This is a genomic window from Rhizobium sp. UGM030330-04 (assembly GCF_003208455.1).
Classification (GTDB): Bacteria; Pseudomonadota; Alphaproteobacteria; order Rhizobiales; family Rhizobiaceae; genus Agrobacterium; species Agrobacterium rhizogenes_A.
This window is the reverse complement of record NZ_QKML01000001.1, coordinates 528,559-542,504: the sequence shown is the minus strand read 5'-3', so window position 1 is coordinate 542,504 and position 13,946 is coordinate 528,559. Positions and strand designations below refer to the sequence as shown.

Genomic DNA, 13,946 nt, shown 5'->3' with positions numbered 1-13,946 from the left:
CGATAAGACGAAACATCCGGGCATCGCGCATCGCGGGAAACAAGGGGCCGGCGTGCCGTGAATCGGCAAACGCGCAGCCGCCGGAACGATAGAGCAGTTCAGGGAAAGTGCGAAGCCATAAACGCTATTTCGCTTTTTTTGCGCTTTCGATCGCCCGGCGCATATATTCCAGCAGAAGCTGCCGTTCGAAGCGCCGGAAATCCTTGAGTAGCAAGTCCTCGGTGGCCTCGGTGGCGGCAATGGCATTCGCCTCCAGGTCCCTGCCGCGCTGGGTCAGTTCGATGATCTGGGCGCGGCGGTCGCTCGGGTGGGATTTGCGGATGATCAGCCCGTCGCGTTCCATGCGGGAAAGCGTATTGGCGAGCGTTGCCTGTTCGACGTCGATCCTGTCAAGCAATTGCCGCTGCGTCAGGCCTTCCTCGTGCCAGAGCTCGATGAGGATGGGGAATTGTCCCGGCGAGAAGCCGAGTGCTGCGGCTCTCTTTTGCAGCGCCATGGTGAATTCCCTCGCCATTTTGGTGGCAAGATAGATCGCCGATTCGTCTCGGGAAAAGCCCATTCTTCCGTCCATGAAGTATTATGGCCAGCGCCGGCCGGCATCTTGATAGTGCGATATATATCGCATGGTATGTTTAGGCCAGCCCGAAACCCTGCGCAAAACAAAACCGCCATGGCCGGGAGGGGTCGGCCATGGCGGTCATATTGGAGGACAAAGGCCCGGAGAGGGGGAAAGGCCTTTGTCCGGTCTGACGCGGCGGGGGACGAGCCAGCTATCAGACTACGGCGTGATCAGGCGCCGTCCTCTAAGAAATGTGTCTGCAAATGCGGCTTTTCAAGGGAGGCACGGATTACAAATCGGTAACGTTCAGGTGAATTTGACGCGCTCCCGCGGCGGCCCTGTTTCCTGCGCTTTGCGGTGTGTTGTGCGAAGTTTCTGTGGACGTCAAAACGGCCCCGCGCTATCCATGCTACCCATGAAAAAAGGCGATCATCTTTTCCTCGTTGACGGTTCCGGTTTCATTTTCCGGGCCTTCCATGCCATCCCGCCGCTGAACCGCAAGTCGGACGGGCTGCCGGTCAACGCCGTTTCCGGCTTCTGCAACATGTTGTGGAAGCTCCTGAAGGATGCGCGCAATACCGATGTCGGCGTGACGCCCACCCATTTTGCGGTGATTTTTGACTATTCGTCGAAAACCTTCCGCAACGAGCTTTACGATCTCTACAAGGCCAACCGCACCGCGCCGCCGGAAGATCTGGTGCCGCAATTCGGCCTGATCCGCGAGGCGACACGCGCCTTCAACCTCCCGTGCATCGAGACGGAAGGCTTTGAGGCGGATGACATCATTGCCACCTATGCCCGGCAGGCCGAGGCGATCGGCGCTGACGTCACCATCATCTCTTCCGACAAGGATCTGATGCAGCTCGTCACGGCCAATGTGCATATGTACGACGCCATGAAGGACAAGCAGATCGGCATCCCCGACGTCATCGAAAAATGGGGCGTCGGCCCGGAAAAGATGATCGACCTTCAGGCAATGACCGGCGATTCCACCGACAATGTCCCGGGCATTCCGGGTATCGGCCCGAAGACGGCGGCGCAGTTGCTGGAGGAATATGGCGATCTCGATACGCTGCTGGCGCGGGCAGCTGAAATCAAGCAGCAGAAGCGCCGGGAAAATATCATCGCCAATGCCGATCTTGCCCGTCTTTCCAGGCGGCTCGTGGCGCTCAGGACCGATGTGCCGCTGGAGCAGTCTCTTGAGGCACTGGTGCTTGAACCGCAGAACGGCCCGAAACTCATCGCTTTCCTGAAAGCGATGGAGTTCACGACGCTGACCCGCCGCGTTGCGGAGGCGACCGAAACCGACGCGTCCGCCATCGACCCGGCCAATGTGCCGGTGCAATGGGGTGCCGATGCCCATGGTCCCGACCTCGATGCGCCGGCCGCTGCCGGTAAGGCTGGTGAGGTTGCCGCCGACGCAACGGGTGTTTCGCCTTCGGCGGCCGCTCCGGCACGCAAGCTGTCCGGGGAAGGCAGCACACCCGCCGATCTCGCCGCAGCACGTCAGGCGCTTTTTTCAGCCGCCAGGATTGATACGAGCGCCTACACGACCATCAGGGACCTCGCGACACTGGACCGCTGGATTGCGGCAGCCCGTGAAACAGGTGTCGTTGCATTCGATACGGAAACGACTTCGCTTGATCCGATGCAGGCGGAACTTGTCGGTTTTTCGCTGGCGATTGCCGATAATGGCAAGGATGCTTCGGGCACCGATATCCGCGCGACCTACATTCCTTTGACGCACAAGACCGGTTCGGGTGGTGATCTTTTCAGCGATGGCATCAGGCTTGCCGAAGGGCAGGTGCCGTTTACCGAGGCGCTGGAGCGTCTGAAGAACCTTCTTGAGGACCCGGCGGTTTTGAAAATCGCCCAGAACCTCAAATATGACTATCTGCTGATGAAACGCCACGGCGTCGTTATGCAGAGTTTCGACGACACGATGCTGATTTCCTATGTGCTTGAAGCCGGCAAGGCCACGCATGGCATGGATTCGCTGTCCGAACGCTGGCTCGGCCACACGCCGATCGCTTACAAGGACGTGGCGGGGTCGGGCAAGTCGAGCGTCACCTTCGATTTCGTCGATATTGACAAAGCGACGGCTTATGCGGCGGAAGACGCGGATGTCACCTTAAGGCTGTGGATGGCCCTGAAACCCAGGCTCGCCGCCGAGCGTCTGACCAGCGTGTATGAGCGGCTGGAGCGTCCGCTTGTGCCGGTTCTGGCGCATATGGAAGAACGCGGCATCACCGTCGACCGGCAAATCCTCTCGCGCCTTTCCGGCGAACTCGCCCAGAAGGCCGCGTCCTTCGAAGAGGAAATCTACGAGCTGGCGGGCGAGCGTTTTAACGTGGGGTCGCCAAAGCAGCTCGGCGATATCCTGTTCGGCAAGATGGGCTTGCCCGGTGGCTCAAAAACCAAGACCGGCCAATGGTCGACATCGGCGCAGGTTCTGGAGGATCTGGCGGCGGAAGGTGCCGAACTGCCGCGCAAGATCGTTGACTGGCGGCAGCTGACCAAGCTGAAATCGACCTATACGGACGCGCTGCCCGGTTATATTCATCCCGAGACGAAGCGGGTGCATACATCCTACGCTCTTGCCTCCACGACCACGGGGCGTCTGTCGTCCTCGGAACCGAACCTTCAGAATATTCCGGTTCGCACGGCGGAAGGCCGCAAGATCCGCACGGCTTTCATTTCCACGCCCGGTCACAAGCTTCTGTCTGCCGACTATAGCCAGATCGAACTGCGCGTGCTGGCCCATGTCGCCGATATTCCGCAGCTGCGCAACGCTTTCGAAAACGGCATCGACATTCATGCGATGACGGCATCCGAAATGTTCGGCGTGCCGGTGGAAGGCATGCCATCGGAGGTGCGCCGCCGCGCCAAGGCCATCAACTTCGGCATCATCTACGGCATTTCCGCCTTTGGCCTTGCCAACCAGTTGAGCATCGCCCGCTCGGAGGCCAGCGACTATATCAAGAAATATTTCGAGCGTTTTCCCGGCATTCGCGATTACATGGAAGCGACCAAGGCTTTCGCCCGCGAGAATGGCTATGTCGAGACGATCTTTGGTCGCCGCGCCCACTATCCGGAAATTCGTTCCTCTAACCCTTCCGTGAAAGCATTCAACGAGCGCGCGGCCATCAATGCGCCGATCCAGGGTTCGGCCGCCGATATCATCCGCCGTGCCATGGTTCGCATCGAGCCGGCGCTGGAAGCGGAGAAGCTTTCCGCCCGCATGCTTTTGCAGGTACATGACGAACTCATCTTCGAAGTTGAGGAAGCGGAAATCGAAAAGACTTTGCCGGTGGTGGTTTCTGTCATGGAAAATGCCGCCATGCCGGCGATTTCCATGAAGGTGCCGTTGCAGGTGGATGCGCGTGCGGCCGATAATTGGGACGAGGCGCATTGACCGGTCGTTAGACCAGCGGATGTCATTGCATTGTTGCGTGCGGAAGCTAGGGGAAACCTCTCACAAGGACTTCCCCGATGCACGCCCCGCTCGTCTCGAAAGATCTGGAATATTTCTCCGCCGATAGCCACGATAAGCCGCCGCGTCATCTCGGCAGCCGTTATAATGTGGATGGCGAATTTCTGCCCGAGCCGGGCAATACGGTGGTTTGCCATCTCCTTGAGGGATCGCAGAGCGAAAGCGCGATAGTCAAGACGCGCCAGCGTTTTCTGGGTATGCCCGAGGCATCACAGCTCGCTTTCACACCGGTTTCCAGCCTGCATATGACGGTATTTCAGGGAATCATCGAGTTCCGGCGGGCGCTGCCCTATTGGCCGGAAAACCTGCCGCTCGATACGCCGATTGACACGATGACGGACTATTATCGCGATCGTCTTTCGACCTTTCCGGCTCTTCCGGTTTTCAACATGCAGGTGACAGGCCTCAAACCGACAGGACTGGTGATGCAGGGTGTGACAGGGGAGGACGACCGGATCGTTGCGTTGTGGCGCGATGCATTTGCGCAAGCCTTCGGTTACCGGCATCCCAATCATGAAAGTTATGAGTTCCATATAACCCTGTCTTACGTCACACGCTGGTTTGATCCTGACTGCCTGCCGCGCTGGCAGGCGATGCTTGATGAAGAACTGGAAAAACTCCGCGCTGCGGCACCTGTTATCGAGATGCGGCCACCGGCTTTCTGTGAATTCAGCGACATGAACCACTTCAAGGAACTTGTCGTTTTCGATAAGAAGTGAGGTGTGATTTGCAGTCGTCCGCTGCGGCCCGTCGCACCAATTCCGCTGAATCGGAAAAAATGCGCGTCAGGGCTGGTCAAAGCCCGTTTGGGCATGTATAAGCGCGCCAAATTTCCGATATCGAGACATCCGACATTCGGCCTTTGGTTCTGGCCGGTTCCGTTGTTTCGCCGCTTAAGTGGAGTAACACAAATGGCTGTACCAAAAAGAAAAACAAGCCCGTCCAAGCGCGGTATGCGCCGCTCGGCTGACGGTCTCAAGTCTGCAACCTACGTTGAAGACAAGAACTCCGGCGAACTGCGCCGCCCGCACCATATCGATCTGAAGACCGGTATGTATCGCGGCCGTCAGGTTCTGACGCCGAAGGAAAGCGCATAAGCTTTTCTGAAATCATCTTTGCAAAAACCGGCCCCCGTGGCCGGTTTTTTGTTTTCAGGACCGGCTGCCCACCTTTTCCGCTCACTTGGAAAATTCGGCCACTCCTCCTACACTCTTTCGGGGAGAGCAGGTTTGATGCCTGCAACAGGAGGGGAGCTTCGGTGAAATATCGCTGGATTTTATTGATGCTTCTCAGCCTCGGTCTCGGCTATGGTGCCGTTACGAGAGGTGGCGGCATCATAGCGGAGAGCTATTTCGGCGAAATGTCCGATCAGGGCCGCACGACGCTGCGACTGGCCGTCTCCGCTCTCGGCGGGCTTTTGAGCCGCTACGAACCGCTGCCCGCCTTGATCGCCGATCACGATGACATAGAGGAACTGGTCGCGCATCCGCAGGATGCGGCGCTGCGCCAGCGGGCCAATATCTATCTCAAATCCATCAACACCCTGCTGGAATCTTCCGATATCTACATCATCACGCTGGATGGAGAGACCATAGCCGCCAGCAATTATGATGGTCCGACCAGCTTCGTCGGCGAAAATTTCAGCTACCGCCCCTATTTTCAGGATGCCGCCAAGGGCTTCCAGTCGCGCTTCTTTGCGCTTGGCACCACCTCGCACAAGCGCGGTTACTATTTTTCCGCGCCGATCCTTTTTAATGAGGAGATCAAGGGCGTCATCGTCTTCAAGGTCGATATTGAAGGCATAGAAGCCTCTTTCGGCGATGGCGAGAACCGAATTCTGGTATCCGACCCGGAAGGGATCATCTTCATGACCGGAACGCCGCAGTGGCTTTATTCCGGCCTGATGCCGCTGACACCGGAGAGGCTGGCGCGTACGGAGACATCCCGCCGTTATGCTAATGCCGCGTTGAAGGAGCTGCCGGTGAAAAACGGCAGTTTCGGCTCCCATCAACTGATGACGATCACCCAGAATGACGGTGAAAGGGAATATATGGTCCTGTCGCAGCCGATGCCGGATGCGGGCTGGACGGTCAGCGTGTTGATGGATACGGGCTCATTGCGCACCCAGGTGAAGACGGCGATGATCGCGATCATCCTGTGCCTGTGTCTCGCTGCCGCCCTCATCGCCGCCATGCTGCAACGGCGTCGTCGTCTGCGCGAACGCCTGACCCATCAGGCCGAGGCGCAGGCGGAACTGGAGCGCCGCGTGGAGGAGCGCACGGCCGATCTGGCGCGGGTGAACCAGGAGATCGAACACGAGATCGCCGAACGCCGCCAGACGGAAAAACAGTTGCGCAAGATGCAGAACGATCTGGTGCAGGCGGGCAAGCTTGCGGCACTGGGGCAGATGTCGGCGGCGCTGTCGCACGAGTTCAACCAGCCGCTTGCCGCCGCCAAGAATTATGCCGAAAACGCCTCGCTTCTCGTGGAGCGCGGGCGGCTGGAGGAGGTAACGGAAAATCTCAGACGCATTTCGGGCCTCATCGATCGTATGGCGTCGATCAGCAAGCATCTGAGGAATTTCGCCCGCAAGCCCAACGAAAAAATGGCGGCTGTGGGTCTGGATACCGTGCTTCGCGATACGCTCGAAATCGTCGGCCCGCGGCTGAAGGTCGCCAATGCGGTGCTGGATGTCGATCTCGGTCCGGTGCCGCTTGCGGTGAAGGCCGGGCCGGTGCGATTGCAGCAGGTGCTTGTCAACATCATCTCCAATGCCGCCGATGCCGTGGAAGGGCGCGAGGATCGCCGCATTGCGCTGCAGGCCGTGCAGCAAGGTCAGACGGTGTCGATTTTCATCCGGGACCGTGGCCCCGGCGTACCGCCGGCGATCTCCGAGCGTATCTTCGATCCATTTTTCACCACCAAGGGTGTCGGGCGCGGCCTCGGCCTCGGCCTTTCCATCTCCTATAACATCATCAAGGATTTCGGCGGCCAGCTGCGTGTCCGAAACCATGACGAGGGCGGGGCGGAATTCGAGATCGAATTACCAGCCGCCATCTGGCGCATGGAGGCGGCTGCGGAATGACCATGTCGCGGGTTCTGTTGATCGATGACGAGGAAGAGCTGCGTTTTTCCACCGCGCAGGCGCTGGAGCTTTCCGGTTTCGCCGTCACCATGCTGGCGAGCGCCGAACATGCGCTGGAACTTATCGGCTACAGCTTCGATGGCGTTGTGGTGAGTGATATCCGCATGCCGGGCATGGATGGCATGACGCTGCTGCAGAAGGTGCGGGAGCTTGATGCGGAGATACCTGTCATCCTGATGACGGGCCATGGCGATGTGCAGCTGGCGGTCAACGCCATGCGCAACGGCGCCTATGATTTCATCGAGAAGCCGTTCACGCCGCAATATCTCGCCGGCATCATCAAAAGGGCCAATGACCGGCGGGCGCTGGTGCTGGAAAACCGCCGCCTGAAGGCGGTGGCCGGCAAGCACGACGATCTCGAAACGCGCCTGCCCGGCAGAACCCAGATCATGGTCGATCTGCGGTATCGTATCCGCGCCATCGGCGCGACCGATGCCGATACGCTGATTGTCGGTGATACCGGCGCTGGCAAGGAGGTGGTGGCGCGGGCGCTGCATGATATCAGCGCCAGAGCCAACCGGCCTTTTGTCGCGATCAATTGTGCCGCCCTTCCGCAGACGCTGATCGAAAGCGAGTTGTTCGGCCATGAGGCCGGTGCTTTTCCGGGTGCGCTGCGCCCGCGCTACGGCAAGTTCGAGCACGCCCGTGGCGGTACCATCCTGCTGGATGAGATTGGCTCCATGCCGTTCGAATTGCAGGGCCGCTTCCTGCGCGTGTTGCAGGAGCGGGTGATTACCCGTCTCGGCTCGAATGAAACGGTCGAACTCGATGTCCGCTTCATCGCCACCAGCAAGGTCGATCTGGAGCAGGAGGTTGCCGCAGGCCGGTTTCGCGCCGATCTTCTCTATCGCCTGAACGTGGCGACGATCCTCGTGCCCTCCCTGTCACAGCGCAGCGCCGACATACCACTGCTCTTCCTGCATCTGGTGCGGGAAGCCGCCGCCCGTTACGGAAGGGAAGATATGGACGTGCCACAGCAATTGCTTTCCTCCGTTTCGTTACGGGAGTGGCCCGGCAATGTGCGGGAATTGCGCAATGCGGCGGACCGTTTCGTTCTGGGCCTGGAAAGTGATGCTTCCGAAACGTCGCCGCCGTTTCAGGACGATGGCCTGGCAGGGCTTGCCACACGGGTCGCAGCCTATGAGAAGAGCCTGATCGCGCGTGCGATCGCCGCCCATGGCGGCAATCTGAAATCCGTCTACGAGAGTCTCGGCATTTCCCGCAAAACGCTCTACGAAAAAATGCAGAAATACGAGCTGCATCGGCATATGACAGAGGTGTAGATGGGTGGATTTCCACCCATGGATGAGGCTCTATGGGTCGAAATCCACCCATTGCCATTCGTGATGGCGATAAAAGCGCGCCTCCCGGCAAGACCATCGTTGCTGAACGACAATCCCGGATCGCAAATAGCTTACCCCGGTCGCCATGGAGGAGCATGCGCGGCTGAAGTGGCGAACATTTTCATCCGGGAGGAATCGATGAAAATACTGAAGACAGTCACCGGCCTTGCTGCCGCCGCTGCCGTTTCCCTTTTTGCGCTGTCGGCATCCGCTCAGAATTATCCCGAGCGCAACATCACCATGGTGGTGCCCTTTGCTGCCGGCGGTCCGACGGATACGGTCGCACGCCTCGTCGCTGAATCCATGTCGAAGGACCTTGGCCAGCAGATCATCGTTGAAAATGTCGGCGGCGCGGGTGGCACGCTGGGTGCCGGCCGTGTGGCATCGGCCGATCCGGATGGTTATACCGTCCTTCTCCACCATATCGGCATGGCCACCAGCGCGACGCTCTACCGCAAGCTCGCCTATGACACGCTGAACGCTTTCGAATATGTCGGTCTTGTCACCGAAGTGCCGATGACCATCCTGTCGCGCAAGAACCTCGAGACGACGGATCTGAAAGGTCTCATCGATTATGCCAAGGCGAACAAGGACAAGGTCACCGTCGCCAATGCCGGCATCGGTGCGGCATCGCATCTGTGCGGCATGCTGTTCATGAGCGCCATCGAGACACCACTGGTCACCGTTCCCTACAAGGGTACCGGTCCGGCCATGACCGATCTGCTCGGCGGCCAGGTCGACATCATGTGCGACCAGACCACCAACACCACCAAGCAGATCCAGGGCGGCACCGTGAAAGCCTATGCGGTTACCACGGCCAAGCGGCTCGACGTGCTGCCGGATGTGCCGACGGTTGTCGAAGCGGGTCTGCCGAAGCTCGAGGTTGGCATCTGGCACGGCATCTATACGCCCAAGGGCACGCCTGCTGAAATCAACGAAAAACTCTCCAAGTCGCTGCAGGTTGCGCTGAAGGACAAGAACGTCGCGGCTCGTTTTGCCGAACTCGGCACCACGCCCTCGTCGGAAAGCGATGCGACGCCTGCGGCACTCAAGGCCAAGCTTGAAAGCGAAATCGCCCGCTGGAAGCCGGTGATCGAAGCTGCCGGCCAATATGCCGACTGATGGACTCGGAATGACCGGCGGTATCGCGCCGCCGGTCGACCGTGATCATTTTAACAGGCGGACCGGTGTGATGCCGGCCGCGGTGGAGGGGCATCTTTCATGAAGTCGTTATTTAATGACCCTGCCGAGGCAGTCTGCGGGGCAATTTTCATGGGACTTGGCGTCTTTTTCGCCTTGCAGTCTTATGGGCTGGAGATCGGAACCGCCTTTCGCATGGGGCCGGGCTATTTCCCGCTCGTCCTGGCAATCATCCTGATCCTGCTCGGTGGCATCATATTTCTGCGCTCAGCTCGCCCGGCCGGGGAAGGTATCGGAGCGATCGCCTGGCGGGGCATATTCTTCATCCTGCCCGCGCCAATCTTTTTCGGCTTCACTGTCCGGGGTCTTGGTTTCGTGCCGGCGCTTTTTTTCAGCGCCCTCATCGCAGCCTTCGCCTCCCACAAGATGAGCCCGCTCATGGCGGTCATTCTTTCCGCGGCCATCACGGTCTTTTCCGTCGCTGTTTTCAATTACGGTCTCGGCCTGCCATTCCAGCGCTTCGGCCCCTGGCTTAAATTTTGAGGTGCTGCGATGGATTTGCTCGATAATCTCGCTCTCGGTTTCGTCACGGCATCTTCGCTGGCAAACCTGTTCTTCTGCCTGATCGGCGTGCTGCTCGGCACCCTGATCGGCGTGCTGCCCGGTATCGGCGCCACGGCGACCATCGCCATGCTGCTGCCGATCACCTTTCAGCTCGAGCCCGTCTCGTCGCTGATCATGCTCGCCGGCATTTATTACGGCGCGCAATATGGCGGCTCGACCACGGCTATCCTGATCAATATGCCGGGGGAATCCTCCTCCGCCGTCACCGCCATCGATGGGTATCAGATGGCACGCAAGGGCAAGGCGGGCGCCGCACTCGCCATTGCCGCCATCGGCTCGTTTTTTGCCGGCACGGTGTCCACCTTCCTCGTGGCAATCTTCGCCCCGCCTCTCACGGCAATTGCGCTGGAATTCGGCGCGGCGGAATATTTCTCGCTGATGGTCGTCGGCCTTGTTTCGTCGATCGCGCTTGCCCATGGCTCCATCGTCAAGGCGCTCGCCATGGTCGTGCTCGGTCTGCTGCTGGGCTTGGTCGGCACCGACATCTATAGCGGCACACCACGCTTCACCCTCGGCATCCGTGAATATGCTGACGGTCTGAATTTCGTGGCGGTGGCGGTGGGTGTCTTCGGTATCGCCGAAATCCTGCGCAACCTCGAAAACGAGCGCACCCGCTCGGTGCTGATTGCCAAGGTCAGCGGCCTGATGCCCACCCGCGAGGATTTCAGGAAAATGATCGCTCCGGTGCTGCGCGGCACGGCCATAGGTTCGGCCCTTGGCATCCTGCCGGGCGGTGGCGCCATTCTCGCGGCCTTTGCCTCCTACACCGTGGAAAAACGCGTCTCCAAGAACCCGGAAGAGTTCGGGCATGGCGCGGTGGCCGGTGTGGCCGGTCCGGAATCGGCCAACAATGCCGGCGCCCAGACCTCGTTCATCCCACTGCTCACGCTTGGCATCCCCGCCAATCCGGTAATGGCGCTGATGATCGGCGCTATGATCATTCAGGGCATCGTGCCGGGTCCGAACGTCGCGACCGAACAGCCGGCGTTGTTCTGGGGCATCATCGCCTCCATGTGGATCGGCAACCTGATGCTCGTCATCCTCAACCTGCCTTTGATCGGGCTTTGGGTTAAGCTCTTGACGGTGCCTTATTACGTGCTGTTCCCCATCATCATGGCTTTCTGCGCCATCGGGGTCTACAGCGTCAATTCCAACGTCTTTGACCTCTATGCCGTCGCCTTCTTCGGCTTCATCGGTTACGTGCTGGTGAAGCTGCGCTGCGAGCCCGCCCCGCTGCTCCTGGGTTTCGTGCTCGGGCCGCTGCTGGAGGAGAATCTGCGTCGCGCCATGATCCTGTCGCGTGGCGATCCGTCCACTTTTGTCACCCGGCCGATCAGCGCCACCCTGCTTTTTATTGCGCTTGCGGTGTTGATCGTCGTTTTCCTGCCCAGCGTGAAGAAAAAACGCGAAGAGGTTTTCGTAGAAGAAGACTGAGCAATATCAGACTCCGGATGCCGGCGATGGAGACATCGCCGGCTTTTTCCGTTTCGGGGTCAGCCATGACGAATTCGCTTCACGAAAGCGGCATATGGTTGACTTGTGCGCTTTTAGGCCCAAGGAAGGGCTGGAAAGAGAGGTCGATATGACGTCGGAAACCGAAAAACGGATCATCGCGCTCGAGGAGACGGTCGCGCACCAGGTGAAGGTGATAGAAGAACTGTCCGACCAGCTGGCGGAGCAGTGGAAGGTCGTGGAGCAGACTCGCGCCAAGCTCGACCGCTTGACCGAGAGGTTCCTGAGCCTTGAGGAGCAATCGCTGGAAGCGCCGTCCATCACCCGGCCGCCGCATTATTGACAGGGAAGCCACGATGAAAAACGACACAGCCGAACTTGCCGCCGACATCGTCAACTTCTGGAAGAAGGCCGGGCCGGACAAATGGTTCGACAAGGATGCCGCCTTCGACAATCACTTTCACGACCGCTTTCGGGATGCCCATTTTGCCGCCGCGAGGCGTGAACTGGATGGCTGGCTGGACGGCGCGGAAAGCAGTCTGGCGTTGCTGCTTCTTCTCGATCAATTCCCGCGCAACTGCTTTCGCGGCACTGCCCATATGTATGCCACCGATCCGCTGGCACGGCTTTTCGCCGATGACGCAATCCGTCGTGGCCATGATCAGGCTATGAGCGAGGATTTGCGCGTTTTCTTCTACCTGCCTTTTTCCCATGCGGAGGATATGGCAGCCCAGCGGCGGGCCTGCGAGCTGAACCAGCCGCTTGGCGGGCTTTATCTCCACCATGCCGAAGAACATCGCGATATCGTCGAGCGTTTCGGCCGCTTTCCGCATCGCAACCACATATTGCTGCGGGAAACGACGCCTGAGGAAAAGCAATATCTTGATGAAGGCGGCTTTTCCGGCTGAGCCTGAAATAAAAACGCCGCCAGTCCCGGAGGATGGCGGCGTTTTTGATGTGTAAGACCGACGGTAATCAGCCGTCGAAGAACTCCTTCATCCGGGCAAAGAAGCCCGTCGACTCCGGGTTGTTCTCCTTCGAGGACAGCTGCTCGAACTCCTGCAGCAGCTCGCGCTGGCGCTTGCTGAGCTTCTGCGGCGTTTCGATCTGGATCTGGATATAAAGATCGCCCGTCTGCGCCGAACGCAAGACCGGCATGCCTTTACCCTTCAGGCGGAACTGCTTGCCCGGCTGGGTGCCTTCCGGAACCGTGACGCGCGACTTGGTGCCGTCGAGCGTCGTGACATCGAACGTGCCGCCGAGCGCTGCCGTTGTCATGGAGATCGGCACGGTGCAATAGAGATCGGCGCCGTCGCGCTGGAAGAATTCATGCGGACGCACGGACAGGAAGATATAGAGATCGCCCGCCGGGCCGCCGCGCATACCGGCTTCGCCTTCGCCCTGCAGGCGAATGCGGGTGCCGTCTTCGATACCAGAGGGAATGTTGACCGAGAGCGAACGCTCTTCCGTCACACGGCCCTGACCATGGCACTTGCTGCACGGATCGGAAATCGTCTGCCCGCGACCGTGGCAGGTGGGGCAGGTGCGCTCTACCGAGAAGAAGCCCTGTGCTGCACGCACGCGACCGGAACCCTGGCAGGTGGCGCAGGTCTTGGGTTGCGTGCCGGGTTTCGCGCCCGAGCCGGAACAGACGTCACAGGTGATCGAGGTCGGAACCCTGATCTGCGCCGTCTTGCCGGTGAAGGCTTCTTCCAGCGCGATTTCCATATTGTAGCGAAGGTCGGCGCCGCGCTCGCGTCCGCCGGAAGACCGGCGCGCACGGCCACCGCCCATCATCTCTCCGAAGATGTCTTCGAAGATATCGGAGAAGCCGCCATTGGCGAAACCGCCGCCGCCAAAGCCGCCGCCACCGCCCATGCCGCCATTTTCAAATGCGGCGTGGCCGAAACGGTCATAGGCCGCGCGCTTCTGCGGATCCTTCAGCGTTTCGTAGGCTTCGTTGATTTCCTTGAATTTCTGCTCGGATTCGGCGTTATCCGGGTTCTTGTCCGGATGGTATTTCATCGCGAGTTTGCGGAAGGCGCTTTTCAGCTCTTTTTCGTCCGCGGTCTTGCTGACGCCGAGTGTTTCGTAAAAGTCTGCTTTCGCCATTAAGTTAACAAGCCCCGCAAATGGATTTCCGGCTGCACTCGGCAGCCGGATCTCTTGCATATGTTGTCAGGAGACGGA

At 59.5% G+C, this 13,946-nt stretch carries 12 protein-coding genes; 10 read left to right on the top strand and 2 right to left on the bottom strand.

Features of this window, described 5'->3' with window-relative positions; genetic code table 11:
- Nucleotides 1-124: 124 nt before the first annotated feature.
- Entirely contained in the window at nucleotides 125-559 is a 435-nt protein-coding gene (locus N434_RS02710) for a MarR family winged helix-turn-helix transcriptional regulator (protein ID WP_065114511.1), read from the bottom strand.
- Nucleotides 560-974: 415 nt separating this feature from the next.
- Between N434_RS02710 and polA the strand changes: the two genes are divergently transcribed.
- The 10 genes from polA (at nucleotide 975) to N434_RS02655 (ending at nucleotide 12,664) form a co-directional block, all read left to right on the top strand.
- On the top strand, nucleotides 975-3,974 hold the full coding sequence (gene polA / locus N434_RS02705; RefSeq protein ID WP_110755855.1) for a DNA polymerase I: 3,000 nt from the start codon (nucleotides 975-977) through the stop codon (nucleotides 3,972-3,974).
- Nucleotides 3,975-4,051: 77 nt separating this feature from the next.
- Nucleotides 4,052-4,771, top strand: a complete 720-nt coding sequence (locus N434_RS02700; protein WP_110755854.1) for a DUF1868 domain-containing protein — start codon at nucleotides 4,052-4,054, stop codon at nucleotides 4,769-4,771.
- 192 nt (nucleotides 4,772-4,963) lie between these two features.
- Nucleotides 4,964-5,149, top strand: coding sequence for a 50S ribosomal protein L32 (gene rpmF, locus N434_RS02695; RefSeq protein WP_003507205.1), 186 nt, complete (start codon nucleotides 4,964-4,966; stop codon nucleotides 5,147-5,149).
- Nucleotides 5,150-5,334: 185 nt separating this feature from the next.
- The gene (locus N434_RS02690) at nucleotides 5,335-7,137 is read left to right on the top strand and encodes a sensor histidine kinase (protein WP_065114514.1); all 1,803 of its coding nucleotides are present in this window, start codon (nucleotides 5,335-5,337) and stop codon (nucleotides 7,135-7,137) included.
- Nucleotides 7,134-8,480 (top strand): sigma-54-dependent transcriptional regulator, encoded by a 1,347-nt coding sequence (locus N434_RS02685; protein ID WP_065114515.1) that lies wholly within the window; start codon nucleotides 7,134-7,136, stop codon nucleotides 8,478-8,480. The genes N434_RS02690 and N434_RS02685 overlap by 4 nt, the downstream gene beginning before the upstream one ends.
- Nucleotides 8,481-8,678: 198 nt before the next feature.
- Nucleotides 8,679-9,662 carry a tripartite tricarboxylate transporter substrate-binding protein gene (locus tag N434_RS02675; RefSeq protein ID WP_065116088.1) on the top strand — a complete coding sequence of 328 codons (984 nt, stop codon included), beginning with the start codon at nucleotides 8,679-8,681 and terminating at the stop codon, nucleotides 9,660-9,662.
- Nucleotides 9,663-9,761: 99 nt separating this feature from the next.
- On the top strand, nucleotides 9,762-10,223 hold the full coding sequence (locus N434_RS02670) for a tripartite tricarboxylate transporter TctB family protein (RefSeq protein WP_065114516.1): 462 nt from the start codon (nucleotides 9,762-9,764) through the stop codon (nucleotides 10,221-10,223).
- Nucleotides 10,224-10,232: 9 nt separating this feature from the next.
- Entirely contained in the window at nucleotides 10,233-11,738 is a 1,506-nt protein-coding gene (locus N434_RS02665) for a tripartite tricarboxylate transporter permease (protein WP_065114517.1), read from the top strand.
- 148 nt (nucleotides 11,739-11,886) lie between these two features.
- Nucleotides 11,887-12,099: a SlyX family protein gene (locus N434_RS02660; RefSeq protein WP_065114518.1), complete on the top strand. Its 213-nt coding sequence runs from the start codon at nucleotides 11,887-11,889 to the stop codon at nucleotides 12,097-12,099.
- Between the two features lie 13 nt (nucleotides 12,100-12,112).
- Complete coding sequence (locus tag N434_RS02655; protein WP_110755850.1) at nucleotides 12,113-12,664, top strand: DUF924 family protein; 552 nt, start codon at nucleotides 12,113-12,115, stop codon at nucleotides 12,662-12,664.
- A 67-nt stretch (nucleotides 12,665-12,731) separates the two neighbouring features.
- Here N434_RS02655 and dnaJ read toward each other — a convergent pair whose 3' ends face one another.
- Nucleotides 12,732-13,868, bottom strand: a complete 1,137-nt coding sequence (dnaJ, locus tag N434_RS02650) for a molecular chaperone DnaJ (RefSeq protein ID WP_110755848.1) — start codon at nucleotides 13,866-13,868, stop codon at nucleotides 12,732-12,734.
- Nucleotides 13,869-13,946: the final 78 nt, after the last annotated feature.